24 protein-coding genes and 1 pseudogene are annotated in these 26,283 nt (G+C 71.6%); 14 read left to right on the top strand and 11 right to left on the bottom strand.

Annotation, left to right across the window (positions count from 1 at the left end; translation table 11 throughout):
- Positions 1 to 20 precede the first annotated feature (20 nt).
- Positions 21 to 638: a sensor domain-containing protein gene (locus tag ABZ297_RS35735; RefSeq protein WP_355355788.1), complete on the bottom strand. Its 618-nt coding sequence runs from the start codon at positions 636 to 638 to the stop codon at positions 21 to 23.
- 110 nt (positions 639 to 748) lie between these two features.
- On the opposite strand from ABZ297_RS35735, the gene ABZ297_RS35730 reads away from it, so the two are divergent.
- From ABZ297_RS35730 to ABZ297_RS35715, 4 genes are read left to right on the top strand one after another with little or no spacing between them, the layout of a single operon-like run.
- Entirely contained in the window at positions 749 to 931 is a 183-nt protein-coding gene (locus tag ABZ297_RS35730; protein ID WP_355355786.1) for a hypothetical protein, read from the top strand.
- The gene (locus ABZ297_RS35725; RefSeq protein WP_355355784.1) at positions 928 to 1,662 is read left to right on the top strand and encodes an ABC transporter ATP-binding protein; all 735 of its coding nucleotides are present in this window, start codon (positions 928 to 930) and stop codon (positions 1,660 to 1,662) included. The genes ABZ297_RS35730 and ABZ297_RS35725 overlap by 4 nt, the downstream gene beginning before the upstream one ends.
- Positions 1,659 to 4,139, top strand: a complete 2,481-nt coding sequence (locus tag ABZ297_RS35720) for an ABC transporter permease (protein WP_355355782.1) — start codon at positions 1,659 to 1,661, stop codon at positions 4,137 to 4,139. Before ABZ297_RS35725 ends, ABZ297_RS35720 begins: the two co-directional genes overlap by 4 nt.
- 49 nt (positions 4,140 to 4,188) lie before the next feature.
- The gene (locus ABZ297_RS35715) at positions 4,189 to 4,350 is read left to right on the top strand and encodes a CGNR zinc finger domain-containing protein (RefSeq protein WP_355355791.1); all 162 of its coding nucleotides are present in this window, start codon (positions 4,189 to 4,191) and stop codon (positions 4,348 to 4,350) included.
- Here ABZ297_RS35715 and ABZ297_RS35710 read toward each other — a convergent pair.
- The gene (locus tag ABZ297_RS35710; protein WP_355355780.1) at positions 4,316 to 5,647 is read right to left on the bottom strand and encodes an MFS transporter; all 1,332 of its coding nucleotides are present in this window, start codon (positions 5,645 to 5,647) and stop codon (positions 4,316 to 4,318) included. The genes ABZ297_RS35715 and ABZ297_RS35710 overlap by 35 nt on opposite strands.
- A gap of 54 nt (positions 5,648 to 5,701) precedes the next feature.
- On the opposite strand from ABZ297_RS35710, the gene ABZ297_RS35705 reads away from it, so the two are divergent.
- Together ABZ297_RS35705 and ABZ297_RS35700 are read left to right on the top strand one after the other, a co-directional pair.
- Complete coding sequence (locus ABZ297_RS35705) at positions 5,702 to 6,217, top strand: helix-turn-helix domain-containing protein (protein ID WP_355355778.1); 516 nt, start codon at positions 5,702 to 5,704, stop codon at positions 6,215 to 6,217.
- Between the two features lie 32 nt (positions 6,218 to 6,249).
- Positions 6,250 to 6,867, top strand: coding sequence for a pyridoxamine 5'-phosphate oxidase family protein (locus ABZ297_RS35700; RefSeq protein ID WP_355355776.1), 618 nt, complete (start codon positions 6,250 to 6,252; stop codon positions 6,865 to 6,867).
- Positions 6,868 to 6,936: 69 nt separating this feature from the next.
- Here ABZ297_RS35700 and ABZ297_RS35695 read toward each other — a convergent pair whose 3' ends face one another.
- Both ABZ297_RS35695 and ABZ297_RS35690 read right to left on the bottom strand, forming a co-directional pair.
- Entirely contained in the window at positions 6,937 to 7,128 is a 192-nt protein-coding gene (locus tag ABZ297_RS35695) for a hypothetical protein (protein ID WP_355355774.1), read from the bottom strand.
- A 190-nt stretch (positions 7,129 to 7,318) separates the two neighbouring features.
- Positions 7,319 to 7,969 (bottom strand): TetR/AcrR family transcriptional regulator, encoded by a 651-nt coding sequence (locus ABZ297_RS35690; RefSeq protein ID WP_355355772.1) that lies wholly within the window; start codon positions 7,967 to 7,969, stop codon positions 7,319 to 7,321.
- Positions 7,970 to 8,197: 228 nt separating this feature from the next.
- Here ABZ297_RS35690 and ABZ297_RS35685 point away from each other — a divergent pair, with 228 nt between their 5' ends.
- On the top strand, positions 8,198 to 8,839 hold the full coding sequence (locus ABZ297_RS35685) for a CatB-related O-acetyltransferase (RefSeq protein ID WP_355355789.1): 642 nt from the start codon (positions 8,198 to 8,200) through the stop codon (positions 8,837 to 8,839).
- Positions 8,840 to 8,981: 142 nt separating this feature from the next.
- The gene (locus tag ABZ297_RS35680; protein ID WP_355355770.1) at positions 8,982 to 10,277 is read left to right on the top strand and encodes an erythromycin esterase family protein; all 1,296 of its coding nucleotides are present in this window, start codon (positions 8,982 to 8,984) and stop codon (positions 10,275 to 10,277) included.
- A 73-nt stretch (positions 10,278 to 10,350) separates the two neighbouring features.
- On the opposite strand, the gene ABZ297_RS35675 is transcribed toward ABZ297_RS35680, so the two are convergent.
- Complete coding sequence (locus tag ABZ297_RS35675) at positions 10,351 to 10,794, bottom strand: carboxymuconolactone decarboxylase family protein (protein WP_350810084.1); 444 nt, start codon at positions 10,792 to 10,794, stop codon at positions 10,351 to 10,353.
- Positions 10,795 to 10,887: 93 nt separating this feature from the next.
- Here ABZ297_RS35675 and ABZ297_RS35670 point away from each other — a divergent pair, with 93 nt between their 5' ends.
- Complete coding sequence (locus ABZ297_RS35670) at positions 10,888 to 14,361, top strand: serine/threonine-protein kinase (RefSeq protein ID WP_355355768.1); 3,474 nt, start codon at positions 10,888 to 10,890, stop codon at positions 14,359 to 14,361.
- Here the strand turns inward: ABZ297_RS35670 and ABZ297_RS35665 are convergent.
- Entirely contained in the window at positions 14,358 to 14,810 is a 453-nt protein-coding gene (locus tag ABZ297_RS35665) for a hypothetical protein (RefSeq protein ID WP_355355766.1), read from the bottom strand. The genes ABZ297_RS35670 and ABZ297_RS35665 overlap by 4 nt on opposite strands.
- 73 nt (positions 14,811 to 14,883) lie before the next feature.
- On the opposite strand from ABZ297_RS35665, the gene ABZ297_RS35660 reads away from it, so the two are divergent.
- Together ABZ297_RS35660 and ABZ297_RS35655 are read left to right on the top strand one after the other, a co-directional pair.
- On the top strand, positions 14,884 to 16,002 hold the full coding sequence (locus ABZ297_RS35660) for an MFS transporter (protein ID WP_355355764.1): 1,119 nt from the start codon (positions 14,884 to 14,886) through the stop codon (positions 16,000 to 16,002).
- Positions 16,003 to 16,121: 119 nt separating this feature from the next.
- On the top strand, positions 16,122 to 16,373 hold the full coding sequence (locus tag ABZ297_RS35655; RefSeq protein ID WP_355355762.1) for a hypothetical protein: 252 nt from the start codon (positions 16,122 to 16,124) through the stop codon (positions 16,371 to 16,373).
- Between the two features lie 27 nt (positions 16,374 to 16,400).
- Here ABZ297_RS35655 and ligA read toward each other — a convergent pair whose 3' ends face one another.
- Positions 16,401 to 18,467 (bottom strand): NAD-dependent DNA ligase LigA, encoded by a 2,067-nt coding sequence (ligA, locus tag ABZ297_RS35650; protein WP_355355760.1) that lies wholly within the window; start codon positions 18,465 to 18,467, stop codon positions 16,401 to 16,403.
- Between the two features lie 185 nt (positions 18,468 to 18,652).
- Here ligA and sthA point away from each other — a divergent pair, with 185 nt between their 5' ends.
- Entirely contained in the window at positions 18,653 to 20,056 is a 1,404-nt protein-coding gene (sthA, locus tag ABZ297_RS35645) for a Si-specific NAD(P)(+) transhydrogenase (RefSeq protein WP_355355758.1), read from the top strand.
- Between the two features lie 7 nt (positions 20,057 to 20,063).
- Here the strand turns inward: sthA and ABZ297_RS35640 are convergent, their stop codons facing one another.
- Entirely contained in the window at positions 20,064 to 21,242 is a 1,179-nt protein-coding gene (locus ABZ297_RS35640; RefSeq protein WP_355355756.1) for a sensor domain-containing protein, read from the bottom strand.
- A gap of 425 nt (positions 21,243 to 21,667) precedes the next feature.
- Between ABZ297_RS35640 and ABZ297_RS35635 the strand changes: the two genes are divergently transcribed.
- Positions 21,668 to 22,447, top strand: a complete 780-nt coding sequence (locus ABZ297_RS35635) for a hypothetical protein (protein WP_355355793.1) — start codon at positions 21,668 to 21,670, stop codon at positions 22,445 to 22,447.
- Positions 22,448 to 22,469: 22 nt separating this feature from the next.
- Here the strand turns inward: ABZ297_RS35635 and ABZ297_RS35630 are convergent.
- Positions 22,470 to 22,661, bottom strand: a pseudogene (locus ABZ297_RS35630) (IS5/IS1182 family transposase); the annotation flags it as partial.
- Positions 22,662 to 22,759: 98 nt separating this feature from the next.
- Between ABZ297_RS35630 and ABZ297_RS35625 the strand changes: the two are divergent.
- The gene (locus ABZ297_RS35625) at positions 22,760 to 23,461 is read left to right on the top strand and encodes a hypothetical protein (protein ID WP_355355755.1); all 702 of its coding nucleotides are present in this window, start codon (positions 22,760 to 22,762) and stop codon (positions 23,459 to 23,461) included.
- A gap of 182 nt (positions 23,462 to 23,643) precedes the next feature.
- Here ABZ297_RS35625 and ABZ297_RS35620 read toward each other — a convergent pair whose 3' ends face one another.
- Positions 23,644 to 24,387, bottom strand: coding sequence for a DoxX family membrane protein (locus ABZ297_RS35620; protein ID WP_355355753.1), 744 nt, complete (start codon positions 24,385 to 24,387; stop codon positions 23,644 to 23,646).
- Positions 24,388 to 24,413: 26 nt separating this feature from the next.
- A complete protein-coding gene (locus ABZ297_RS35615; protein ID WP_355355751.1) occupies positions 24,414 to 25,952 on the bottom strand; it encodes an MFS transporter in 1,539 nt (512 codons plus the stop codon).
- Between the last annotated feature and the right edge of the window lie 331 nt (positions 25,953 to 26,283).

The raw sequence follows: 26,283 nt of genomic DNA, 5'->3' as shown, positions 1-26,283 counted from the left end.
CGTGCCGTCCTTGAAGCCCATCAGGTTGCGCGGCGTCGCCTGCGCGCGGGACGTGGACGAGGTGCGTCCGAACCCGAGCTGGGACCAGCGGACCGGTGCCGCGCGAGCGGCGGACCCGCGACCACGGTGATCAGCACCCAGCCGACGCCCATCAGCGACACCGCCAGCGCGCCCGGCCAGGTGTAGATCGGGATGCCGAGCGCCGACCCCCGCTCGCCCACCGGCAGCAGCTCCCACCACAGCGGGAAGGTGATGTCGCGCACGGCGCCGAGCGGCGGCAGCACCCCCAAGAGGCCGATCGCCACCCCCAGGGTGCCGTGGCAGGCCAGCCACCCGATGTCCCGCCGGTCAGCCGGATCGGCAGACAACGCCCCCTTCCCGTCCGGGCGGGTGACACGGCCGGCGGGGGCCGACAGGTACGGGGTGACGACGGGCGTGCCCAAGCCGCTCAGCCTGGCCCGCTCGCGCTCCGCGACCGCCCTGGTCAGCGCCCGTGCCTTCGGGGCGAGCAGCAGCCCCACGCCGGTGAGGCAGGCCACCCCCACGCCCAGCCAGGCGAGCAGGGCGCACGCCGCGAGCAGCGCGGTGCCGAGCCCGCCCGCGAGGCGTTCGAGCGCCTCGAAGGGATGCCGAGTCATGCCGTAACCATACGAGGCACACCAAACAGAAACATTCCAGCCTGCTGTACCACGATGTCACCAGAAGGTGGGATTTCTCCTGGTCACGGCCGTCCCTAGCGTTGCCAGGCATGAACCACTCTCACACCGGCCTGCGCGGCCTGCTCTGGGTGCTCCTCGTCCTGGGCGTCTCAGGCAACGCGGTGGCCAGCCTCGCGGGGCTGGGCATGGCGATCTCCCTGCCGTGCGGCGTCCTCGCCGTGCTCAGCGCGGCGGGCCTGATCACGCTGTACGTCAGGCGGCGGCGCTCGTGAGCGTCGTCACGCTCGGCAACGTCACCAAGAGGTACGGCGAGCGGGTGGCGCTCGACGACGTGTCGCTGGAGATCCCGCGCGGCCGGTTCCTGGCCGTGATGGGCCCGTCGGGGTCGGGCAAGAGCACGCTGCTGCACTGCGCGGCCGGGCTCGACGTGCCCACCTCCGGCTCCGTCGTCCTCGGCGGCGTGGACATCGGCGAGCTGACCGAGACCCGGCGCACCGTCCTGCGCAGGAAGCACGTCGGGTTCGTGTTCCAGTCGTACAACCTGCTGCCCGCGCTGACCGTCGAGCAGAACCTCACGCTGCCGCTGCGGCTCGCCGGAACGGGGGCCGACCGTGCCTGGCTGCGCGCCCTGGTGGACCGGGTAGGCCTGGGCGACCGGCTGCGGCACCGTCCCGCCGAGCTGTCGGGCGGGCAGCAGCAGCGGGCGGCGATCGTCCGGGCGCTGGCGGCCCGTCCCGACGTCGTGTTCGCCGACGAGCCCACCGGCGCGCTCGACCTGCGCAGCGCCCGTGAGGTGCTCGACCTGCTGCGCGAGCTGGTGGACGAGCTGGGGCAGACCGTCGTCATGGTCACCCACGACCCCGCGGCGGCGGCCCGCGCGCACGAGGTCCTGGTGATGGCCGACGGCCGTCCCGTCGAGGTGCTGCCGCAACCCTCTCCGGAGGCCCTGGCGACCAGGCTCACCTCGCTGGGCTCCCGCCTGACCCCGGTCGGCGGGTCATGATCAGGACCGCGCTCGCCATGGCCGGGCTCGGCGGGCTCGTCGTGGTGTTCTGCACCGTCCTGGGCGGCACGGCCCTGGTGACGGGCACGGGCGTCCTCGCCGAGTCGGGTCTGCGCTCGCACGTGGCGGCGGACCGGCTGGCCGGGGCCGACGTGGTGGTCACCGCTCCCCAGACGGTCCACCAGGACGAGGACCTGTCCGTGGCCCTCCCGGAGCGCGCGGTGCTGCCCGCCGCGCTGGTCTCCGAGCTGGCCTCACTGCCGGGTGTCACGTCCGCCACGGGGGACCTGACCTTCCCCGTCGCGGTCACGGACCCGGCGGTGGTCCCGCTCGCCGGGCACGGCTGGTCGTCCGTGACGCTGCCCGGCGCGGCGAGCATCACCGGCGTGCCGCCCACGCGCCCCGGCGAGGTGGCGCTCTCCGCGGACGCCCTGCCCGGGGCGCGCCTCGGCGGCGACGTCCAGCTGATGGCGGGCGGCCACCCTGGCCGGTACCGCGTCACCGCCCTGGTCGGCAAGCCGGGCGCCGCCCACGTGCCCCCGTCCCGGCAGAGGGACCCCGGCTCCCTGCGGCCGGACGCGTACTTCTCCGACGCCACCGCCGCCACGCTGGCAGGGAGGGACGCGGGGCCGCGCAAGGGGACCGTCGATCTCGTCGCGCTGCGCGGCGGCGGCCGACCGGAGGCGCTCGCCCAGGAGGTCAGGCGGCACCTGGGGGACCGGTACGAGGTCGCGACGGGAGCCGGCAAGGGCGACGCCGAGGTGCCGGGGGCGGCCGCCTCGCGGGCGTTGCTGCTGGTCATCTCCGGCTCGCTGGCCGGGATCACGCTGCTCGTCGTCGGCTTCGTCATCGCGGGGGCGCTGTCGCTCTCCATCACCAGGCAGCGAAGGGACCTCGCGCTGCTGCGCGCGGCGGGCGCGACACCCCGTCAGGTGCGCGGGCTCGTGGCCGCGCAGGGCGTCGCGGGCGCGCTGCTCGCGCTGGCGCCGGGCGCCGCGCTCGGCTACCTGCTCGCCGGCCGCTTCGGCGACCTGCTCACCGGGCTCGGCGCGCTCCCGGCGCGCCTGGAGCTCACCTGGAGCCCGCTTCCGGCCGTCGCCGCCGTGCTGCTGATGCTGGCGGTGGTGCGGGTGTCGGCCTGGGCGTGCTCGCTGCGCGCGTCCCGGATGCCGGCGGTCGCCGCCGTGTCGGAGGCGCAGAGCGAGCCGCGCACGCCCTCGCCGGTGCGCGCCAGGGCCGGGGTGCTGCTGATCGTCGCCACGGTCCCGCTGTCGTCGGTGCCGCTGTTCGTCCGTTCGGACGCGGGCGCGGCCGGCACCGCCCTGACCGGGGTCCTCGCGGTGATCGGGCTCGGTCTGTCGGGGCCCTGGCTGGTGCAGCGCGGCGCCGGGCTGCTGGCAGGCCGGCTACCGGACAGGCTGCCCGCGCCCGCGTGGCTCGCCGTGGCGAACGCGCACGGCCACGCGCTCAGGACGGCGGGGGCCGTGGCGGCGCTCGGCATGGTCGTCACCCTGACGCTCGGCTACACCCTGACCCAGACCACCGTCATGGCAGCGGCCGCGAACGACCTCGCCGAGGGCACCCGCGCCGACCTCACGCTCACCGCACCCGCGCTGGGCGGCCTCCCGCGCGGGCTGCTCGCCCAGGTCAGGGCCGCGCCGGGAGTCGCGGCGGCCACCGCGACGGCCACGACCACCGTGCTGAGCCCGTACCGGGAGGACGGCAGAACCAAGATCGACTCCAGCCCGGCGCTCGTCCTCGGCCCCGACGCCGAGGGGCTCGTGGATCTCGGCGTCACCAAGGGCGGTCTGTCCGGCCTCACCGGCGCGACCATCGCCGTGGCCGACCGGTCGGCCGTCGTCGGCGAGGAACGTCCGCTGATCCTCGGCGACGGCACCAGGGTGCGGGCCCGCGTGGTGGCCACGTACGCGCGCGGCTTGGGCTTCGGCTCCGTCGTGCTCTCCCGTGACCTGGCCGCCGGCCACACCACGACCAGCCTCGACGACGCCGTCCTGGTGCGCCTGGCCGGCGCGGAGCCTCTCGCCGCCGCCTGGCCGGGCGTGGAGGTGTCGAAGGGGCCGGCCGGCGGCGGAGTCGGCCGGGTGCCGCCCGAGGTGTGGGTGAACCTCGCCCTGCTCGCCGTGCTGCTCGGATACGTGCTGGTCACGGTGGCCAACCGGCTGGTCGCCAGCACGGCGGGACGCGGCGCCGAACTGGCCGCGCTCCGCCGGGTCGGAGCCACTCCCGGCCAGCTCAGGGCGATGCTCCGCGGCGAGGCGCTGCTGGTCGCGGTGGCGGCCGTGGGCGGGGGCGTGCTGCTGTCGGCCGTGCCGCTGGGGCTGCTCGGCCTCGGCTTCCTCGGCCGTCCGTGGCCCGCGGGCCCGGGATGGCTGCTCCCCGCGACGGCCCTCGCCGTGGGCGTGATCGCCTGGCTCGCCCACGAGCTGCCCGGCAGGCGCCTGCTCCGCATGACCTGAGGAACGTCCTGGCGGGCAGGGGTCAGCTGCGCGCCAGGAAGCCGCGCAGCTGGGACAGGACGAGGTCGGGGCGCTCCTCCTGCGCTTCACCGACAGGTCCAACGCGGGCAAGCGGCAGTGGTGCTCGATGCGCAGATGCGGCGACCGCGAGAAGGTGCGCCTGTGCCGCGCCAGGCTCAGCGGCGGGTCGCCAGAGCCGCCGCCGCGGTGACGGCCGTCAGCACGATGCACCCGGCCACCGCCACCGTCGCCCCCTCGCGCAGCCCCAGCGCGCCGACGACCGCCGCCACCCCCGCCGCGCCCAGCGAGGAGCCGACGTAACGGGCGGTGTTGTTCGCGCCGGACCCCATGCTGACCCGGTGCCCGGGCACACTCTCGATCGCCAGATGGGTGATCGAGGAGTTGATCAGTCCGGAGCCGACCCCGCTCACGGCCAGCCCGGCGATCACCAGCGCGGGCCTGAACGAGGACGCGACGCCCAGCAGCCCGGCGAAGCCCACCGCGCTCAGCGCCAGCCCGAGCGCCAGCCGCGGCGCCGCGCCCAGCCGTACGTGCCTCGACAGCAGCGCCGCCACGAACGACAGCCCGGACCAGACGCAGAAGAGCGCCGCCGTGACCAGCGGCGTCAGCCCGTGCGCGGCCTGCAGCACGGTCGGCAGGTAGCTGAGCAGGCCGACCACGGCCGCGCCGACGACCAGCGCGCCGCCCGTCGCGACCAGGAACACCGGCCGCCGGAACAGGTCCAGGTCCAGTAGCGGCTCGGCCCGCCGCCGCTCCACCCGGACGAACGCCGCGACCAGCACGACGGCCGCGCCGAACGCCGCCAGCACGACCGGACGCGACCAGCCGAGTCGCCCTTCGGTCACGCCCGCCAGCAGCGCGGCCACGCCCAGGGTGAGCAGCACCACGCCCGGCACGTCGAACCGGCGCGGTTCGGCCGAGCGTGACTCCTCCAGGGCCCGCGCCGACACCACGGCCAGGGCCGCCGCGGCGACGGCCATCAGCCAGTACACCGCCCGCCAGCTCGCCACCGTGGCGAGCGCCCCGGACAGCAGCGGCCCCACGGCCGTGCCCAGCCCGATCATCGCCCCGTACCTGCCGGTGGCCCGCATCCGCTCGGGCCCCGACGGGTAGGCGTGCCCCACGAGGCCGAGGCTGGCCGCCAGCATCGCCGCGCTGGCCCCGCCCTGCACTAGCCGGGCCGCCACGAACACCGGCACCGTCGTGCTCGCCGCGGCCACCACGCTCGCCGCGGCGAGCACACCCGTCCCGATCACCAGGACCCGCTTGCGTCCGTAGTCGTCGGCCAGCCCGCCCGAGACCAGCAGTAACGCCGACAGCCCGAGCGCGATCGCCCCGAGGATCCACACCGGCCCCGTCGGCCCCGCCCCGAGCGCCCGCGCCGTCTCGGGCAGCGTGACCATCGGCGCCGTGTAGTTCGTCAGCACGAGCAGCGGCGCCGCGGACGCCACGGTCAGAATCTCCCGCCGCACTGTCGGTTCGGTCATTGAACTCATGCCGCGCACCGTACCACGGTTCGTTGAATGAACTAAGGTGGGGGCATGGCGCTCGGCAAGAACTACGACGGCCAGGACTGCTCGCTGGCCAAGGCCCTGGAAGTGATCGGCGAACGTTGGACTCTGCTCGTCGTCCGCGACGCGATGTACGGCGTGCGCCGCTACGGCGACTTCCTGGCCCATCTCGACGTGCCCAGAGCCGTTCTCTCGCAGCGCCTGTCGGCCCTGGTCGAGGCCGGGATCCTGGAGAAGCGCCGTTACCAGGACGCGCCGCCGCGCGAGGAGTACGTGCTGACCCCGATGGGCCGTGAGCTCTGGCTGCCCGTGCTCGCCCTGGCGCAGTGGGGCGAGCGCAACCTCACCCGGAGCCCGCGCCGCCTCTTCTTCCACCAGCCCTGCGGCACCCGCCTCGACCAGGTCGCGTTCTGCGCGGCCTGCGGAGTCCAGGCGCCCCTCGAGGACGTGGAAGTCCGTCCGGGCCCCGGTCTGGAGGGCGCCAGGGACGACCGGGTCAGCGTCGCGCTGCGGGCACCCCACAGGATGCTGGACCCGATCCCCTGACAAGATTGGAGAAACCCCCGAAGGGAGAGCAGATGAGCTGGGCGGAGATTGAGTCCGAGACCGAACTGCGCGAGCTGCTGGGCGAGGTCATGCCGCGGGCGGCGTTCAAGGAGAGGGCCCGCCTGCACCAGCGCGACAGGGAGTGGCTGGCCGCTTCGCCGTTCTGCCTGATCGCCACCTCCAGCGCGGACGGAACCTGCGACGTCTCGCCGAAGGGCGACCCCGCCGGATTCGTCCACGTCATCGACGACACCACGATCGCCATCCCAGACCGCCCAGGCAACCGCAGAGCCGACGGATTCCTCAATATCCTGAAAAATCCGCATGTGGGGCTCATCTTTTTGATCCCCGGACGCAACGAGACGCTCCGCATCAACGGCCGCGCCCGCCTGGTCCGCGAGGCCCCCTTCTTCGACGAGATGATCGTCAAGCATCACCGTCCGCACCTCGCGCTCGTCGTCGAGATCGAGCAGATCTTCTTCCACTGCGCCAAGGCGTTCATGCGCTCCGCCCTGTGGAAGCCCGACCAGTGGCAGCCCGACGTCCTGCCCTCGCACGCCACCCTGGTCAAGGAGGTGCAGGCGGTCGAGGAGACCTTGGAGCAGCTCGAGGCCTACTACGGGGAGACCTACGCCAAGAAGCTCTACTGAGTTCGAGGAGCACCGGTAACGGCTGCTCGGCCTGGTCAACCCGGCGAAGCTGTCACACCTGCGGGAGCCCTAGGCGGCCGGGGTGGGGCCGCCGGGGAAGCGGATCACGTTGCGGCCGCTGTAGGCGCGCAGGTCGACGACCTTGGGGTCGGCGGGGGGCCGGCGGCGAGCAGCGGAACGGATGTCGCGCACCTTGTGGCTGAGAACGTGGCTGAGCACGGCCCTGGGAACCAGTGGCGGCACCACCACAAGTGTCTTCATCGTGAGCCCCCCGCGTGATGTTTCTGTTACCTATGTTATCTACAGATTCCGCTGTAAGTTGAGTGTAAGAAGCAAGTCAGTAGGGAAGTCGTCGTCCTGACGGGGTACGCAGGTCGAGCTCGGCTTCAACTGACGATGACGCCCTCAAAGGGTGGATGCATCGAGAAATCCGCTGCGGAAGCGGCGCCCGTCAGGTGTCGCCGACTGACGGGGGTTCGGTGAAGGCTCCGGCGGACGCGGCGAGGGCGGCGGTTCTGGCCGCGTGCTCGGGTAGGTCCGGGTCCGGCGGCAAGCGGAGAAGCACCAGCTGGTGGTACAGCGGCGCGGTGGCGGCGATGAGCAGTCGCCGCGCGTCGGTGTGCGGGTGGAGTTCGCCGCGCCGGATGGCCCGGCTGGCGATGATCTCGCACCGGGCGTAGCGGTCCTCCCAGAGCCGCTGTTGGGCGTGGTCGGCCTTCTCGGAGCGGAATGAGGCGGCGATCAGGGCTGCGACGATCGGCGGCTGTGCGGTCAGGGCTGCCTGGATCTCATGGTTCAGTGCTGCCAGGTCGCCTTTCAGTGAGCCGGTGTCCAGGGGTTGCCAGTCGTCCTCGCCCGCCGCGTCGAGGACGTCGGCGAGCAAGCCGCCGACGTCCCCCCAGCGCCGGTACACCGTTGCGCGGTGCACGCCCGCGCGCGCGGCGACGGCGTCCATGGTGAGCCCGTCGTACCCGTGCTCTCCAAGCTCTGCGCGGACCGCGTCGAGTACCTGCGTACGAATACGGGCAGTACGGCCACCAGGGCGGCGCCGGGTCGGTGGCGTCGGCCGGGTGTCTTCCGGTGGTGGTGCTGGGGGTGTCATCGCTGGTCATCCGGTTTGCTCAGTGGGACGGCGTCATGCCAGTATCTTAATGCATCAGTTGTCGCACTAGTGGAGTTATCGAGCGAGTCCTTCGACAGCAGACTCGCCCGTGACTCGGCGACGTGTTCGCTCGCTGCGAGCGAGCGAACAGGGATCACCGGCGAGAACGGATGGGGCACGACCACCCTGCTCCGCCTGCTCGCCGCTTTCAGGAAGGAACGATTCGTGATGTCAACTGCTCCCGCCGACCCGACCGTGGTGCATCCCATGCCCGAGCAGTCGCGTCTGGTGCTGCTGAAGCCGCTGGTCACCTCGCCGCTGATCGAGGTCGGGGAGTTCTCCTACTACGACGATCCGGATGATCCGACCGCCTTTGAGACCCGTAACGTGCTGTACCACTACGGGCCGGAGAAGCTGGTCATCGGGAAGTTCTGCGCGTTGGGCGAGGGCGTGCGGTTCATCATGAACGGCGCCAACCATCGCATGGACGGCCCCTCGACGTTCCCCTTCCCGATCATGGGCGGCTCGTGGGCCGAGCACTTCGACCTCATCACCGGCCTGCCCGGACGGGGTGACACCGTGGTGGGCAACGACGTCTGGCTCGGCTACCGGGCCATGGTGATGCCCGGCGTCCGCATCGGCCACGGAGCGATCATCGCCTCCGGTTCCGTCGTCGTCGACGACGTCCCCGACTACGGCGTCGTCGGCGGCAACCCGGCCAGGCTCATCCGCCGCCGCTACAGCGATGCCGACATCGACCGCCTCCTCGCGCTGGCCTGGTGGGACTGGCCGACCGAGCACATCACCGAGCACATCCGCACGATCATGTCCGGCAGCATCGACGACCTGGAGAAAGCGGCGGCCGCGTAAGTCCTCGGTAACCGTTACCCGCGGTGCGGCAGAGCGGCTTCACCGCCATGCCGCCGAGCTCCGGTGGCGCCGCTGCGTGCGGTGACCCGCGCTCCCACATCGTTGTTCATTCACCTTCCAGCAGCAGAATCGAGCTGCCAGCATGCCTGCTTCGTCCCACCACGACCCGTTCGCCGGCTGGCTTCGCGGCCATGCCGTCCCGCTCACCCACCTCGACCCGGCGGCGCCGCTCGATGACCTGGAGCCGCTGCGCGACATCATCGGCAACGCGCGCGTCGTCGCGATCGGTGAGAACTCCCACTTCATCAACGAGTTCTCACTCATGCGCCAGCGCATCCTGCGGTTCCTGGTCGAACGCTGTGGTTTCACCGTCCTGGCCTTCGAGTACGGCTTGAGCGAAGGCTTCCCCCTTGACGCCTGGGCCCAAGGGGAGGGGACGGACGATGATCTGTCGGCCCATCTCGCCGAGGCGATCCCCGTGGGAGTCGATGAGCCGCTGCGCTGGATGCGCCGGCACAACGCCGCAGCCTCGAAGCCGGTGCGTTTCGCCGGGATCGACGTCCCGGCAGCCGGTGGATCCTTGCTTCCCGCCCTGGCCCCGGTCGCCGACTACCTCCGCGAGATCGATCCCGAAACCCTGCCGGCGCTCCAGACGGCGATGCGGATCGCCGAATCGTTCGCCGGTGCCTCCGCGGCCTCGGCCGCACCGGCCTGGACACGCCTGGCCGCCGCCGAACAGGACGCCCTCAGCGCTGTCCTGATGCGCCTGCTCATCCGGTTCCGCGCCGTCGAAGCGCTGTATCTTTCCCGCGGTGACCAGCGCAGCTATGACATCGCCCTGCGTCGCCTCGAAGGCGCCTGCCACGCCGACTACGGCTTCCGCGCCATGGCCGGCCTCTACGCCGGAAACGGGCTGACCGCCGACACCTCGGCCCGCGACGTCTACATGGCCGGGTCGGTCATGTGGCATCTGGAGCGCCTTGAACCTGAGACCCGGGTTGTGCTGGCGGCCCACAACGCGCACATCCAGAAGCTGCCGATCTCCTTCAACGGTCACCTCACGGGGCTCCCGATGGGACAGCACCTGCACCGCGTTCTCGGCGATGAGTACTTCGCCCTCGGCCTGACGAGCACCACCGGACACACGGCCGATATGCGCCCCGACGAGAACGCGCGCTTCGGTTTCGCCGTCGACGACACCGTGCTGGAGGCGCCCGAGCCGGGAAGCGTCGAAGCCGCCTTCGCCGACGCCGACCTCGGGCTCAGCATCGCCGACCTCCGCCGGGCACGCCAAGAGGTCCCCGGCGACGCCGGCCATGCCACCGGTCCCGACCGCATCCGGATACAGAGCGCCTACCTGCACACCCCCGTCCTCGACGCGTTCGACGGCATCCTCAACACCCCGACCTCCACCGTGGCCGACGACGTCGAAAGTTGAGGACCTCGCCGGCGCCCGCACCATGGTCGGGTTGGCGGGCGGATGCAGCCGACCGCCCGCCACGTGCGACGGCTCAGTCCAGCGGGGCCAGGCGCGTCGTCACCCCGATCCGGTTCCACGCGTTGATCATGGCGACGGCCACCACCAGCGCGGCGAGTTGCTTCTCGTCGTAGTGTTCGGCCGCCTCCTGCCACACCGCGTCAGGCACGGCCTCCCGGTCGGCCAGCCTGGTGGCCTCCTCCGTCAGGGCCAGCGCGGCCCGCTCGGCGGGCGTGTAGCAGGGCATCTCGCGCCAGACGGCCACCCCCCACAGCCGCTGGTCGCTCTCGCCCGCCGTGTTCAGCGCGTTGCTGTGCATGTCGACGCAGTACGCGCAGCCGTTGATCTGGCTGGCGCGCAGCTTCATCAGCTCGATCGTGGTGTGCGGGACGCCGCTGCGCTGCAGGAACCCCTCCACGCCGATGAAGTGCTTGTAAGCCTCTGGGGCCAGCTCCGCCACGTTGAGACGCTCGGTCATCGGATCCTCCTGAGTTCGTCGAAAACGCGGAGTGGACGGTACAGGGGGGCGAAGTGTGACAACTCCAGGGTAACGATCGGCGTCTAACCGGCCGTGGAATCGCTGAGCGCGGGGGATCCGCAGCACATCGGTGAATACTGGCTGGCAGGACGGCTTGGCTCGGGCGGTCAGGGCGTCGTCTACGAGGCGTACGACGCCGACGGCCGCCGGGTGGCGCTCAAGATGCTGCACGCCACCGGCGACGGCGGCAGCCGCGACCGCTTCGCCAAGGAGGCGACGGCCGCGGGCAGGGTGGCGTCGTTCTGCACGGCCAGGGTGTTGGCCGCCGACCTGGACGGGCCCAGGCCGTACATCGTGTCGGAGTACGTGGCGGGGCCGAGCCTGCGGCAGGCGGTGCGCGACGGACGCCGGTTCACCGGTGACGACCTGCACCGGCTGGCGACGGCCGTCGCGACCGCGCTGACGGCGATCCACGAGGCGGGCGTCATCCACCGCGACCTCAAACCCGACAACGTCCTGCTCGGCCCCGACGGCCCGCGAGTGATCGACTTCGGCATCGCGCGGACCCTCGACATGTCGCTGACCAGGACCGGCGAGGTGTCGGGCACGCCCAGCTACATGGCGCCCGAGGTGTTCACTGGTCAGCGGGCGGGCGCTCCCGCGGACGTGTTCGCATGGGGCGCGATCATGGTGTTCGCCGCCACCGGGCAGGACCCGTTCGAGGCCGACAATCTGGGCGGCGTCATGCACCGGGTGCTGTCGCAGCAGCCCGACCTCGGCGCGCTGCCGCCCCGGCTGGCCACGCTGGTCTCGGTTGCGCTGCGCAAGGACCCCGCGACCAGGCCCACCTCCCGCGATCTGCTGCTCGCGCTGGTCAGCGGCAACGGCGCCGACACCCGGGGGCTCCTGACCCAGGGCAGCCGCGCCGCCGAGGGCGTGCGCGGGCAGGGCGAGGGCGACCCTGCGCTCGGCACCATCGCCGAGGACGCCTACACCGCGCTCGGCCCGCAGGAGCGCGACCTGGCCGCCGAGGTGTTCCTGCGCCTGGTCGCCGTCGACGAGGACGGCCACGAGACCGGCAGGTCGGCCTCCCACGACGAGCTGTTCGGCGGACGTCCCGAGCATGAGGCCGCCGCCGTCCGGCGCGTCCTGCGCGCGTTCGCGTACGTCGTCACCGTGGAGAACGAGTCGGTCGCGCTGTCGCGTCCGGCGCTGCTGCGCGCCTGGCCGCGCCTGCGCATGTGGGTGGACGCCGACCGCGAGGGGCTCGCCGTGCTGAGCCAGATCACCAGCGCGGCGCGGCACTGGACCGAGCACGGCAGGCGCGACGGCGACCTGCTGCAGGGCAGCCGTCTGGAACAGGCGCTCGGCTGGGCCGCCACCGGCCGCCGCCACGTGACGCTCACCCCGCGCGAGCGTGACTTCCTCCAGGCGGGCACCGCGCTGACCAGGAAACGCACCAGGCGCAAGACCCTGACCACCACGGCGCTGGCGGGACTGCTGGTGGTGTCGCTGGTGGCGGGCGGGCTGGCGCTGTGGCAGCGCCAGCAGGCCACGGAGCAGCGCGACGTCCTCACCGCCAAGCAGGTGGCCGCTGAGGCGGACCGGATGCGCACCACCGACCCGGTCCTGGCCATGCAGCTCAGCGTGGCCGCCTGGCGGGTCTCCCCGCAGAGCGAGGCCCGCTCCGCGCTGACGGCCTCGTTCCAGCAGCACGAAACCGCCGTCTTCCGCGACCCGCCGGTCAAGGGCGTGGCCGGCAGGGCGCTCAGCCGCGACGGCCACACGCTGGTGAGCGTCAGTGAGGGCGGCGTCAACGTGTACGACGTCCGCACCCACAGACGCACGGGCGGCTGGCAGGGGCCGGGGCTGAAGGGGCGCATGCGTCAGGACCCGGTGCTGAGCAGGACCGGCCGGCTCCTCATGGTGGCCACGTACGAGGAGCTCGGCGTCTGGGACCTCGCCACCGGCAAGCGGCTGCTCAAGCAGAGCTTCCCGCCGGGCACCTCGGACATGCACGTCACGATGGGCGAGGACGAGGCCACCCTCGCCGTCAGCGACGACAGCACTCTCGACCACCTGGTGGACATCCGCACAGGCAGGACGTTCGGCAAGGGCGCCGATCTGCCCAGCAGAGCCCCGCTGATCGACCAGACCGGCAGGCACCTGGTGCTCCACGACGACGGCTTCGCCGTGCGCGCCCTGCCCGGCCTGACCCCGGAGCGGCGCTACTCCCGCTGCGGCCGATCCCACCCGGTCGCCGCGTTCTCGCCCGACGGCGCCACCCTGGCCTGCGCGGGCGACGACGTGGTGCTCGTGGACGCGGCCACCGGACGCCGCCGCGACACGCGCGACTGGACCTGCGACGTCTGCGGCGACACCTTCTACTCGCAGCTCCGCTTCAGCCCCGACGGCCGCTACCTCGCCGCGTTCAACAAGCGGAACATCCAGGTCTGGAAGGTCGCCGACCACGAGCACGACCTGCTCTCCTACCAGGCCGAGGGCCAGCTGACCGACGTCAGGTTCGACGGCACGACCCTGCGCTACCTGGTGGACGACGCCGTCATCAGCGTGGACCTCGCCCCGCGCGCGGCCGCGACCAAGGTGGGAGGCGAAGCCGTCCTCAGCCCCGGCAGCCAGTGGGCCGCGATCGGAGGCTTCGACGCCAAGTACGTCCGGCTGTGGGACGTGCGCGGGCACAAGGAGGTCGCGCGGTTCCCCGTCAAGGCCGACAGCGCACGACTGCTGGCCTTCGACCCGCCAGGAAGGCGGCTCATCATCGGGCAGGAGTCGGGCAGGGTCGAGCTGATCGACGTCGGCACCCGCAAACGGATCTGGTCGATCCTCTCGCCGCACGCCGACACCCAACTGCCGTCACGGGCCGAGTTCAGCCCCGACGGCCGGACCATCGCCCTCACGCTCGGCCCTCGCGGCCAGGTCGATGACTACCGGCTGGCGGTGCTCGACGCCGCCACCGGCCGCGTGCTGCACGACAGCCGCACGATCGGCGACGGCGGCCCGTACCTGCCCGACGGCGAGCGGCTCGCCACCGGCTCCGGCAGGTTCGTGGACGTCGCCACCGGCAAGCCGGTCGGGACGGGCTACGACACGTCCTGGCTCGGAGGCGCGGGCGTCGCCCTGAGCAGCCGCGGCCTGATGGCCGTCGCCTATGACGAGATGGGACGCGTCTCGCTCTGGGACCCCACCGGGCCGAAGGCGGTGCGGCCGATGCTGGCCAGATCGGGTGGCGGGAACGGTGCCCTGGCCTTCTCACCGGGCGGCGACCTGCTCGCGACGGGCGGTGGGGACAGTGTCCAGCTCTGGGACCCCGTCAGCAGGCGGCGGATCGGCGGCTCCTTCGCCACCCAGACGATCCAGGACACCGACTCGCTGACCTTCAGCGCCGACGGAACCCAGCTGTACTACTCGGCCGACGGCGCCATCCTGGAGTTCCCCGTCGGGCCGGAGCAGGTCGCGGCGGCGGTGTGCCGGCGCGTCGGCCAGGGGCTGAGCGAGTCCGACTGGAACCGCTACCTGAAGGACGTCCCCTACCGAAAGGTCTGCTAGCCCCGGCAGTTGCCCCAGGAGTTGCGTCCGCCCCAGGCCTCGATCCGGTTGTCGGGGTCGCGGGTCCAGCCGGCGTACTTCACGCACTTCCAGCCTCCGTCGACGTGCCCGGTCTCGGCGTAGTACTTGTACCTCCGCACGTCCTTCGACTGGGCGCCGCCACGCACCTCGATGCTGGCGCCGGTGACCGTGCGGGTGCCCGTGAACGCGGTCTTGATCGCGGCCACACAGTTCTTGCCGCTGCGCTTGTTGTACATCAGGTACACGTGGCCGAGGAGGACGCCCTTGCGAGTCCGCATCTCCCGGTGGCCGTCCTCGACGCGGTGGAAGCCCGGGCCGCAGATCCGTTCGGGGGAGTAGGTGGCGGCAGTGGTGGCGGTGGCGGCGGCGGGGGTGGCGGCGATGCCGGCGGCGGCCAGAGTGGCCGCGATGACCGTTCGCGTAAGCACAAGCTTCCCTTCTATCGACATCATGGACATCGTCGAGCTTTACCGGGACATAACCGTACTGCAAGGGGATGTAGTGAAGGGGCTGGTTTTCGTCTGTGCGGCCTGGGGAGTGTCCTGGGGCTCCTGGTCGGCGCTGCTCCCGGCTGTCAAGGAACAACTCGCCGTCTCCCCGGCAGACCTCGGCCTCTCGCTGAGCGCCGTGCCGGTGGGCGCGATCCCCGCGATGGTCCTCGCGGGCCGCCTGGCCAGGGGCAGAGAGCGCGCCGGCCTCGCCGTCTCCTGTGTCTCCTTCGCCCTGAGCCTCATCGTCCTCGCCCTGCTCACCTCGTCGGAGGCCGGCCGGCCGGCGCCGCTTCTCGCGCTCGGGCTGCCCCTGTTGCTGGTCGGCGCGACGAGCGGGGCGATCGACGTGGCGCTCAACCTGGCCACCGGACGGGCCGAGCGGGAGACCGGGCGCAGACTGTTCCAGCCGGTGCACGCCGCCTTCCCCGTCGCGGTGATCGTCGCCGCCCCCGCCACCGGCCTGGCCCGCGAACTCGGCATCAGCACGCAGACCGTGCTGGTGGCCGCCGCCGTGGCCGTCCTGGCCGCGTCCGCGTCACTCGTCACCCTCCCCGTGGGGAAGGACGGCCTGCCGCTCGCCGACGACCAGGCCAGAGGGCGGCGTCGCTGGACGGCCGCCCTCGTCACCGCCGGGCTCATCGCGTGCGTCCTGATCATCGAGAACGCCGTCGAGCAGTGGTCGGTGCTGCTCCTGGAGGAGCACCGGCACGCGTCGGCGCTGGTGGCGAGCGCCGCCCCGGCCGTCTACATGGGGGCGCTCACGGCGGGCAGGATCATCGCCCAGGCCCTGCCCCGCCTGCCGATGAGATTCCACTACCTGGCGGCGGGCGCGGGAGGCGGCGCGGGCATCGCGCTGGCGGGCCTCGGCGGCTCGGCGGTGGCCTCGCTGGCCGGGTTCGCGCTGACCGGGCTGGCCCTGGGCCCGCTCTTGCCGGCCGTGCTCAGTCAGGCCGCCGCCGACGACCCCACGGGCACCCTGGTGTCGGCGCTCTCGGCTATCTCGTACACGGGCTTCGTCGCCAGCCCCCTGCTGGTGGCCGCCCTCATGTCCTGGGTCGGCCTGCCCGCCGCGCTGGCGGCCCTCGCCCTGCTGGCGCTCCCGCTCCTGGCGCATTCCTTCAGGGCCTGAACTTCGGGGCGGGAACTTCGCGATGAGAACTTCAGGACGGGAACCTGGTCATACCTTGGGACAACCAGGGCAGGCGACGGGGTATCAGCCCGGCGAACAGAGAGCGTGAGGTGATCACCATGGCCGTCTGCGAAGCCTGCGGCAACGACTACGACATGTCCTTCGAGGTGCACGCCCAGGGCGGGGTGCACACCTTCGACTCCTTCCAGTGCGCGATCCAGACGATGGCGCCGATCTGCGAGCACTGCGGCACCAGGGTCATCGGCCACGGGGTCCAGTCGGGCGAGCACTGGTACTGCTGCGCCCACTGCGCCCGCCAGGAGGGCACCATGGGCCTCGTCGACCGCGTGATGGCAGGAACATCCGCCTAGACGGGCGACCGGGAGCGAGCGGCCTGATCAGAGGAGCGAGCCGACGAGGCCGGCGAACTCCTCGGGGTCGACGATGCGCACGCCCAGGCTCTCGGCCTTGGCCCGTTTCGAGCCTGCCTTCTCCCCTGCGACCAGCAGGGACGTCTTGGCCGAGACGCTGGAGGAGGCCTTGCCGCCGGCACGTTCGATGAGCTCGTTCATCTCGTTGCGGGACAGCGCCTCCAGCGCCCCGCTCATCGCGCCGGTGACCACGACGGACATCCCGGCCAGCGGCAGCTCGGAGTTCGCCGTGTCGGAGGGGTCCCCTGGTGCGACCCAGCCCGGCTCGGTCATGTTGACCCCGGCCTTGATGAGTTTGTCGATGAGGTCGGCGAGTTCGACCAGCTCGGCCACGACCACCGGGGCCTTCTCCGGGCCGATGCCCTCCACGGCCTGGATGGCCTCGGCGTCGGCCGCGCGGATGGCGTCCATGCCGCCGAAGTGCCTGGCGATGCGGCGGCTCATCGAGCGGCCGGTGCCGCGTACGCCCAGCGCGCAGAACACCCTGCTGAGCGGCTGCCCCTTGGCCCGGTCGAGGGCGGCCAGCAGGTTGTCGGTGCTGACCTCGCCCATCCGGTCGAGGCCGAGGATCTGCTCGCGGGTCAGGTAGAACAGGTCGGCGAAGTCGACGATCAGCCCCGCGTCGAGCAGCTGGAGGATGCGGTTTTCGGCCAGGCCCTCGATGTCGAGCTGGTCGCGGCCCACGGCGTACCCGATGGAGGCGATGGCCCGGCAGGCGCGCCCGCGCACGCACCGCCACCGCTCCTGCGAGGCGTCGATCGCGTCGCCGCAGGACGGGCAGACCTGCGGGATCGCGATCGGCTGCTCGTCGCCGGTGCGCAGGTGGACGACCGGGGCCTCGACCCGGGGGATCACGTCGCCGGCCTTGTAAACCACCACGCTGTCGCCCAGCATCAGCCCTCGGCGCTGGATGTCGGCGACGTTGTGCAGGGTCGCGAACGTCACGACGCTGCCGTCGAGCTCGACGGGTTCGAGCACGGCGCGGGGGGCGATGATGCCCGTGCGGCCGGTGTTCCACTCCACGGCGACCAGCTTGGTGATCTTCTCCGTGGCGGGCAGCTTGTAGGCGATCGCCCACCGCGGGGCGCGCGAGCTGAACCCCGCCTGCGCCTGGTCGGCGGCGAGGTCGCACTTGATCACGATGCCGTCGATGCCGAAGGCCAGCTCGGCCCGCTCGGCGGCGATCTGCTCGACCCGCTCCTGGACCTGCTCCAGGGAGGCGGCCACGACCCCGCCGACGTCGGTGACGGCCGGTGTCTGCACACCCTGCCCGGCCACCCAGGCCATGACCTCGCTGTGCGGCGACTCGCGCAGCCGCACCGCCAGCTCGGAGGAGTCGTCGGGGTGCGACAGCGCGCCGTAGCCGAAGAACGTCAGCTCACACACGTACGGCCGGTCCTGCGCACGCAGCGTGCCCGCCGCCGCGCTGCGCGGGTTGGCGAACGAGGTGCCGTCATGGGCCTGGCGCTTGGCGCACGCCTCCTCGAACTGCGACGCGGTCATCATCACCTCGCCGCGCAGCTCCACGGTGACCGGATCGGCCAGCCGGGCGGGCAGCCCCACGATGGTGCCGATGGCGTGGCTGACATCCTCGCCGGCGGTGCCGTCACCGCGGGTGACGAGCTGCGCCAGCCGCCCGCCGCGGTAGCGGGCGGTGATCGCCAGCCCGTCGAGCTTCGGCTCCACACTCCACGCCGTGACCGGACGGCCCAGCCTGCGCTCCAGCGAGGCGACCCATTCGGCCAGCTGCTCGGCGCCGAAGACGTTGTCGAGGCTCAGCATCGGCACCGTGTGCGGCACGTCGCCGACCACCGCGCCGCCGGCGACCTTGCCCGTCGGCGAGCTCGGCAGCACCGCGTCGGGGTGCTCGGCCTCGTACGCCTGGATGCCGCGGACCAGCCGATCGTAGGCGTCGTCGTCGAGCGTGGACGTGCCGTCGCGGTAGTAGGCCGCGGCGGAGTCGAGGGCGAGCTGGACAGCCTCGGCGTAGGCCGTCTGATCTGCGAGAAGAGTGCTGGGGGGCGCGTCGGTCATGGTTCCATCATGGCGTGCGGCACCGACAGTTTCGGCCCGGACGATCCGCGCCCGAGCCGGAGCGCCGACGACCGGCCCGTCCGACGACGTCCGCCGCCCGAAGAGCGGCAGAGCGCACGTGGAGAACCAGCGGCTGGATTGGCGGCGAGCCAGTGAGTAGGTTCCTTATCGGGAGGTCTGCGCCTATGTATGACTTTGATCTTCTTGTGCTCGGAACCGGGCCCGGCGGGCAGAAGGCGGCGATCGCCGCGGCGAAGCTCGGCAAGCGGGTAGCGGTGGTGGAGAAGCGGCACATGCTCGGGGGCGTGTGCATCAACACCGGGACGATCCCGTCCAAGACGCTGCGTGAGGCGGTCCTCTACCTCACGGGCCTGAACCAGCGGGAGCTGTACGGAGCGAGCTACCGGGTGAAGGACGAGATCACGGTCGCGGATCTCGGGATGCGCACGCAGCATGTGATCGGCCGGGAGATCCAGGTCATCCGCAGCCAGCTGGGCCGCAACCATGTGACGGTCTTACAGGGCACCGGCCGGTTCCTGGACGCGCACACGATCGGGATCACGGGGGACGAGGAGAGGAAGGTCACCGCCGAGAAGATCGTGATCGCCACGGGAACCTCGCCGGCCCGCCCGTCCACGGTGGAGTTCGACGACAGGACGGTCATCGACTCCGACGCGATCCTGCGGCTCGACCGGGTGCCCGAGACCCTCGTCGTCGTCGGGGCCGGGGTCATCGGCATCGAGTACGCCTCGATGTTCGCGGCGCTCGGCACCAAGGTCACCGTGGTCGAGCGCCGCGACCGGATGCTGGAGTTCTGCGACCTGGAGATCGTGGAGGCGCTCAAGTACCACCTGCGGGACCTCGCCGTGACGTTCCGGTTCGGCGAGAGCGTCGCCGCGGTCGAGCGACGGGCGAGCGGGGCGCTGACCGTCCTGGAGAGCGGCAAGCGGATTCCCGCCGACTGCGTCATGTACTCGGCCGGGAGGCAGGGCAAGACAGCCGAGCTGTGCCTGGAGGCCGCCGGGCTCACCGCCGACGACCGGGGTCGGATCAAGGTGGGCGAGAACTACACCACGGCCGTCCCGCACATCTACGCGGTCGGCGACGTGATCGGCTTCCCCGCGCTGGCGGCCACCTCGATGGAGCAGGGCCGGCTGGCCGCCCAGCACGCGTGCGGCGAACCGGTCGGCGACATGGGCGAACTGCCGCCGATCGGGATCTACACCATCCCGGAGATCAGCTTCGTCGGGAGGACCGAGGACGAGCTGACCAGGGACAAGGTCCCGTTCGAGGTGGGCGTCTCGCGCTACCGGGAGCTGGCCAGAGGGCAGATCATCGGCGACTCGTACGGGATGCTCAAGCTGCTCGTCTCCTCCGAGGACCGGCGGCTGCTGGGCGTCCACGTGTTCGGCACGGGCGCCACCGAACTCGTCCACATCGGGCAGACCGTCATGGGCTGCGGCGGCACGGTCGACTACCTGGTCAACGCCGTGTTCAACTACCCGACGCTGGCCGAGTCCTACAAGGTCGCCGCCCTGGACGCGATGAACAAGATGCGGGTGATCGCCAGGCTGACGGCCGAGATGTGACCGGGCGTCACAGGGGGACCTCCACGCGGACCGACGTCGGGCCGCCGGGCGGGCTGGACAGCCTCATGACACCGTCGACCACGGCCACCCGGTCGGCCAGCCCGGCCAGCCCGGAGCCCGCCTCCGGGTCGGCCCCGCCCGCTCCGTCGTCGCTCACCTCCACCACCAGCGTGCCGCCCCTGACCCTGGCGCGCACCAGGCAGCGCGTGGCCCCGCTGTGCTTGGCCACGTTCGCCAGCGCCTCGGAGACGACGTAGTACGCGGTCACCTCCACCGGGACGGGCAGCCGCCCGGGAAGCGCGACGTCGACGTTGGCGGGGATCGGGGAGCGGCCGGCCACGTCCTGCACCGCGGCGGGCAGCCCCCGGTCCGTCAGCACCTTCGGGTGCACACCGCGGATCAGCTCGCGCAGCTCGGCCAGCGTCTGCTTCGCCTCCTCGTGCGCCTGCGCGACCTGCGCGGCGGCGGGTGAGCCCGCAGGCAGGTCGAGCCGGGCGAGCCCGAGCTTCATGGTGAGCGCGACGAGCCGCTGCTGGGTGCCGTCGTGCAGGTCGCGTTCGATCCTGCGGCGCTCGCCCTCGTAGGAGTCCACGAGCCGGGCGCGCGAGCGGATGATCTCCGCGTCCCTCGGCGCCAGCACGGCACGCGTGATCATCGCCCGTGCTCCCGCCCAGGCGGCGATCGGGTAGGCGGTCAGCGGGAGCAGCACGAGGCCCACGACGGCGATGGGCAGGCCGAGCAGGACGCCCGCGCTCGGCTGCAGCGGCGCGGTGAGAAGGATGAGCGGCAGCGAGCCGGCCAGGCTGATCACGCCCAGGTCGATGGCCCACAGTCCGACCAGCACCAGCAGGGCGAAGCCGTAGTCCCGCCAGGTCGCCTGGTCGGCGAGCCGGGCACGCAGGCCGTGCCACCCGCGCCACCTCCGGGGCGTGGGCAGCGGGTCCACCAGGCGCATCCGTACCCTCTCGAACGCCGCCACCGGCAGCCCCAGCACCGCGACCACGAGCAACCCGGCCGCGCACGCGGCGGCGCCGCCGAGCGAGTACGCCGTGAAGACGACGGCCATGGCCAGCGCGGCGTGCGGCACGCTCGCGAGCAGGTACGCCAGCGAGCGCCAGGGCCACGACGAGCGCAGGAAGGCCGACGGCCGCCGGCTGAGGGCTTGGAGGGCGGACCTGGCGTGCACGTTCCGACGCTATCCGAGCCGCCAGGGCGGGGCAGTAGTGCTGGGTCTACCGTGCACTCTCGCCTGAGCGCCTATACGCGCCGGGCCCGCGGGCGGCTTGGCTGGGGTGCCACGGAGATCGATGAGACAGTCCAGTCGAGGTCGATGCGTAAGACGTATCGCGGCCGGCCCGACGTGGAGGCGGCCCTCAACGCGTCGAGGTGAGCGTCTCACGCAAATCCGCAAGCCTTATTGTATATGGCCTGACTCATCCGAGTTAAAGTTCCTGCAAGCGGTGTGCAAGTCTCTCCATTATCATTGCAGACGACGCTGTCGGCAGTTTCCTTTGGGGGGGAGATGTCTTGCGATTGACGTGCCGAGCCAAAGAAGTTCTTCTCGAAAAAGAAGTGATTGGCCGCGATCGGAAAAGATAGTGGGAGGAATGAGTGCAGTTATCCCGCTGGCGCGTCATCGCCACTGTGCTCCTGCCATGGCTCACCGCCAAGCTCGTGTTCAAACCCAGAATCGGCCCACTCAGAACAGACCGGATACTGGATCGGCTCGCATTCTGGCGATCAGTGGTCGGCACGGTCGCGATCATGGTATCAACCTACGACTACCAGCACGTTCTTTACGTTTCGAGCAGCATCTTCCTAAAGGCGGTGCAAACCGGGGCGTATGCTCTGCTCCTGCCACCGCTGTCGTTTCTCGTGATGCTCGTCGTGACCCGCCCCGGCCGCCGCGCCCAACTCATGCCTGGCGCGCGGCGTTTACTGGGACGTGGGGCACCCGCACTGACCTTCTTCTTTCTGCCGTTCTTTCTGCTGAATCTCGGCAGCGGCCAACAAATCGACATCACCATCCCCGACCCGGGGGTAGCAATATTCTTCATTCCTGCGATACCCCTGATGATCGCCTGGTTCTGCTGCTTCTGGTGCTGCACGATCTACTGGGCGGCGCGTACCGGCTTGTGGACCGGCGAAATCCACCCGCTGCTCGCACCGATCGGCACAACGCTTCTCATGCTGCTGATCAATGGCCAGGAAATCATCGAGGGCGATACCAAAGGCGTGCCCTACTGGCTCTGGCTGACGCTGAACCTCTGCGGGACGGCCACGTCTCTGGTGCTGTCCGTCTTGGAATATCGACACCTCCGGTCAATCGGTTACCAGTTCCGCAGCGGGCCGGAACCGGTAACCAGCAGTGAACCGGAACCGGTCCAGTGAGCCCTTTCATCTTGGGTAACGGGCCCTCCTCGACAAGCTGTAGCACGAGGATCGCCTGGACGAGCGCGGTCGCGCGATGCGGGCAACAGCGCAGCGCGGTCAGCACCTTGCAGGACTTCAGGGTTGTGACGGCACGTCCACCTATGGCGCGGATACGGGCGTGGGCGCGGTTGACGTCCCGCTGTGCGCGCGACAACCAGGGCCGATGGCGATGGCCTACTTGCAAGCCGAGCCGGGGTAGTGCCAGGTCTACCCCGGGGCCGGGTCCTCGCGCCAATGTGCGGCGGGCGCCGCACCGGTTGGATCGACGGCATGGCAACGACCTCTTTTGATTTCCCTGGCCGCTGGGTTGAGGGTGCCGGACTTGTCCTCGGTCCGGTTCTGATGCTCGCCGGAGTGCTGCTCCGCGTCGATTTCGACGACTTTTTCCCCGGGCAACTCGCGGCGTTCGCCGCAAACCCCGGCAGGATGACCGCCTCCTACAGCGCCTTCGCCGCGGGTAACGTCCTGCTGTGGCCCGCCGTCATCGCGCTAGTCCGGCGTGCGTGGGCGACCCAGCCGCGGTGGGCGCTGTGGGGTGGTGTGATGGTCATGCTCGGGCTGTTCGCCCGCGCCTTCCACACCGGGATCAATCACCTGATCTTCCAGATTGCCGACGCCCAGGGGGTGGAGGCGGGGCGGAAGGCGGTCGACGGCTACTACGGTGCGTTCCATGTGCTTCAACCGCTGTCGATCGCGATCTTCTTCGGCTGGGTCGTGCTGGCCGTCGGCGTATGGCGGGCAGGCGTGCTGGGGATCGTCAGATCCGTCGCCCTGGCATCGATGAGCGCGCTGCCGATCGGCGTGCTCAAGGGCACGGGTCCGATGTCGATCGTCGCCACTCTCGGCTTGTGCGTCGCGCTGGTGCCGCTGGGGACTCGCATTCTGAAGGACGGGCCCGCGCCCAGGTGGTGGGCCTATCCGCTCGCACTGGGCGTGGGCACCGCAGCCGTGCTCCTCGGCATGGCCGGTTGACAGCCGAGATCGACGGCGACCACTTCTTCGAGGGCGCCCGGGGTACGGGGGCTGTCGGCCGCGGCCGCCGCGGGCGGCGCGTCCCTGCTGCCGACCGCCCTGTACGGAGAGGACGGCGAGGCCGTTTCCCGCCGCCGGCGCCGACCTCTCCCTCGCCGAGGGCGCTGATCCGCGCGGGGCGATCAGTCGCCGGAGGACGTCCGGCGGCCGCGCGAGGCCGGCTTCTTGCGCCCCGCCACCAGCGTGTCGCCCGGCGCCGGCCGCTCGGCGGGCGCCGGTTCCTCGCCGGACGGCCGCGCCCGCGGGCGCGGCGCGGTGTCCTCCGGAGTGGCCCCCGGCTCCTGCGAGCCCCTGGCCCTGGACGCCTTGCCCGCGCCGGACCTGGACGGCTTCGCCTCGTCCGAGGCGGGGGGAGACGGCTCGGCCTGCGCGGACGGGGTCTTGGCGGTGAGCTGTGGCGTGTCGGGGTCGCGCAGGGACGCGATGACCGCGTCGGCCTCGGTGTCGGCCGCGAACTCGCTGGCGGCGGCCGACTCCCTGCGCCGGATCACCACCATGTGGTCCACCGACAGCCGCCCGGCGCCGACGACGGCGAGCAGCAGCGACGCCGCGCCCAGCAGGATGAGCTCGTTCAGGCTGACGGGGTTGAGGGGCGGCGCGACCACGAACACCGCCAGCGCCTCGGCGAACAGGATCAGCCCGATCGCCGGCACGGCCAGTCCGGCGATCAGCAGCGCGCCGCCGATCAGCTCGGTGAGCATGGTGACCGTGGCCCAGGCGCCGGGGGCGGGAGCGCCCTGGCTGAGGAACTGCTCTCCGGTGGCTCTCAGGCCGACTTCCAGCTTGGTCCAGCCGTTGGCGAAGAAGATGCCGCCCACACCGAGGCGGGCGACAAGCGCTGCGAGATCACGGAGGGCCTGTCTCACGGTAGTTGTCTGCCCTGATCGGGACATTACACACCTCGGTCTCGCCGGAGCAGCAGGGCCACGGCGGTGGCGGTCAGGCCGAGCAGGACGACGCTCACGACCACGGTCGTGTGCAGCGCGTGGACGAAGGCCCACCGCGCGGCGTCGAGCAGCGCGCCGCCCGCGCTGCCGCCCACCTGGTCGGCCACGTGCGCGGCTCCCGCGAGCGACTGCCTGGCCTTGTCCATCTCGCCGCCGGACACGCCCGGCACGGTGTGCAGCGCGGGCGCGTACACCAGGCTGGTGATCGTGCCGAGCACCGCCACGCCGAGCCCGGCGCCCAGCTCGTACGCGGTCTCCTCGATCGCCGCCGCGCCGCCCGCGTGCGACTCGGGCACTGACGACATGATGGTGTCGGACGCGGCCAGCAGCGCCACCTGCACCCCGAACCCGATGCCCACGAAGCAGACGGAGAGCATCACGGGATGCCCCTCGACCCCCCAGCCGAGCGTGGGCGTGAGGGAGAGCGCGACCAGGCCGAGCCCGCCGCTCATCGTGGCCCGCATGCCGATCCTGGGCAGGATGTGCGCCGCCGCGAGCCCTCCGGAGATGGCCGACAGGACCAGCGGCAGCATCCGCAGGGCGGCGTGCAGCGGGCTGTCGCCGAGGACGAGCTGGAGGTACTGCGCCAGCATCAGCTGGAGCCCGACCAGCGCGAAGACGCCCAGCAGCACCCCGGCCACGCCGGTGGTGAACGCCCGATCGCGGAACAGCCCGACCTCCAGCAGCGGCGAGACCAGCCGCGACTGCCGCTTGACGAACCACACCAGTAGCCCCACGCCGGCCAGGAAGACCGCGATGGACGCCCAGAGCGGCATCAGGCTGCCGGACCCCGCCTCCTTCAGTCCGAAGGCCAGCGCCAGGATGCCGACGACGGACAGGCCGGCGCTCAGGCCGTCCCAGGGCTCACCGGCGCGTCTGGGTGACTCGGGCAGCAGCCGCGCGGCGGCGGGGATCAGCCCGGCCAGGATCGGCACGTTGATCAGGAAGACGGCGCCCCACCAGAAGTGGACGAGCACCCCGCCGATGAGCGGCCCGATGGCGGCGCCCGCCGCCGCGACCGCGCTCCAGACGCCGAGCGCGATGGCCCGCTCGCGCCGGTCGGTGAACACCTGGCGGATCAGCGACAGCGTGGCGGGCATGATCATGGCGCCGCCCACGCCGAGCAGCGCCCTGGCCAGGATGAGGGTGAGAGGAGTGGGGGCGAAGGCGGCGCCGGCGGAGGCCAGGCCGAACAGCACGAACCCCGACAGCACCAGCCGTTTGCGCCCGTAGCGGTCGCCGAGCGTGCCGAACATGATCAGCAACGGCGCGACGACCAGCGAGTAGACGTCGATGATCCACAGGAGTTGCACCGCGGACGGTTCGAGCGCGGCCGTCAGCGCCGGCACCGCGATGTGCAGGACGGTGGCGTCGACCGTGATCAGCAGCAGGCTCAGGCAGAGCAGCACAAGGATGGACCAGCGGTTGTCCCGATGCTCCTGAACGGCACGCCTGACGAGGGGTGCGGCCTGTGTAACGGTCATGCGCCTCCTTGCGGGCCGATCTGACTGCAACGGGCCCGCCTGAACTTGCGTGGCAGCTTAGGCGAAGTCAGCCACCCGGCAAAAGCGGTATCGACTGATCCACGGGTCAGCAACCACCTCTCTAGAGAGACACAGCCATATGTCCTGATCTATCCAACTTTCATCCGTCGGTCATCATGAGACTCGTGGGGACCGCGGAATCCGGCGACGAGGACCGGTCCTCGAGGGGGTGGTGCGCCCTGCCATCACCTCGGCCGGATCGACCGCGCCGTCAGTGGCCTTGGCGATCATGTCGGCGAGCCGTCCGCGTAGTTCCCCGTCCATCAACACC

It is taken from the genome of Nonomuraea sp. NPDC005983, assembly GCF_040614375.1.
GTDB lineage: Bacteria > Actinomycetota > Actinomycetes > Streptosporangiales > Streptosporangiaceae > Nonomuraea.
Note: the sequence above shows the minus strand (reverse complement) of the source record. Positions and strands in the feature narration are given on the sequence as shown.

What these genes read in the sequence shown, in the direction of transcription:
- ABZ297_RS35735 (WP_355355788.1), bottom strand. Translation starts at nt 638, where the DNA reads ATGACTCGGCATCCCTTCGAGGCGCTCGAACGCCTCGCGGGCGGGCTC.
- ABZ297_RS35730 (WP_355355786.1), top strand. Translation starts at nt 749, where the DNA reads ATGAACCACTCTCACACCGGCCTGCGCGGCCTGCTCTGGGTGCTCCTC.
- ABZ297_RS35720 (WP_355355782.1), top strand. Translation starts at nt 1,659, where the DNA reads ATGATCAGGACCGCGCTCGCCATGGCCGGGCTCGGCGGGCTCGTCGTG.
- ABZ297_RS35710 (WP_355355780.1), bottom strand. Translation starts at nt 5,647, where the DNA reads ATGACCGAACCGACAGTGCGGCGGGAGATTCTGACCGTGGCGTCCGCG.
- ABZ297_RS35705 (WP_355355778.1), top strand. Translation starts at nt 5,702, where the DNA reads ATGGCGCTCGGCAAGAACTACGACGGCCAGGACTGCTCGCTGGCCAAG.
- ABZ297_RS35700 (WP_355355776.1), top strand. Translation starts at nt 6,250, where the DNA reads ATGAGCTGGGCGGAGATTGAGTCCGAGACCGAACTGCGCGAGCTGCTG.
- ABZ297_RS35695 (WP_355355774.1), bottom strand. Translation starts at nt 7,128, where the DNA reads ATGAAGACACTTGTGGTGGTGCCGCCACTGGTTCCCAGGGCCGTGCTC.
- ABZ297_RS35690 (WP_355355772.1), bottom strand. Translation starts at nt 7,969, where the DNA reads ATGACACCCCCAGCACCACCACCGGAAGACACCCGGCCGACGCCACCG.
- ABZ297_RS35685 (WP_355355789.1), top strand. Translation starts at nt 8,198, where the DNA reads ATGTCAACTGCTCCCGCCGACCCGACCGTGGTGCATCCCATGCCCGAG.
- ABZ297_RS35680 (WP_355355770.1), top strand. Translation starts at nt 8,982, where the DNA reads ATGCCTGCTTCGTCCCACCACGACCCGTTCGCCGGCTGGCTTCGCGGC.
- ABZ297_RS35675 (WP_350810084.1), bottom strand. Translation starts at nt 10,794, where the DNA reads ATGACCGAGCGTCTCAACGTGGCGGAGCTGGCCCCAGAGGCTTACAAG.
- ABZ297_RS35655 (WP_355355762.1), top strand. Translation starts at nt 16,122, where the DNA reads ATGGCCGTCTGCGAAGCCTGCGGCAACGACTACGACATGTCCTTCGAG.
- ligA (WP_355355760.1), bottom strand. Translation starts at nt 18,467, where the DNA reads ATGACCGACGCGCCCCCCAGCACTCTTCTCGCAGATCAGACGGCCTAC.
- sthA (WP_355355758.1), top strand. Translation starts at nt 18,653, where the DNA reads ATGTATGACTTTGATCTTCTTGTGCTCGGAACCGGGCCCGGCGGGCAG.
- ABZ297_RS35625 (WP_355355755.1), top strand. Translation starts at nt 22,760, where the DNA reads ATGGCAACGACCTCTTTTGATTTCCCTGGCCGCTGGGTTGAGGGTGCC.
- ABZ297_RS35615 (WP_355355751.1), bottom strand. Translation starts at nt 25,952, where the DNA reads ATGACCGTTACACAGGCCGCACCCCTCGTCAGGCGTGCCGTTCAGGAG.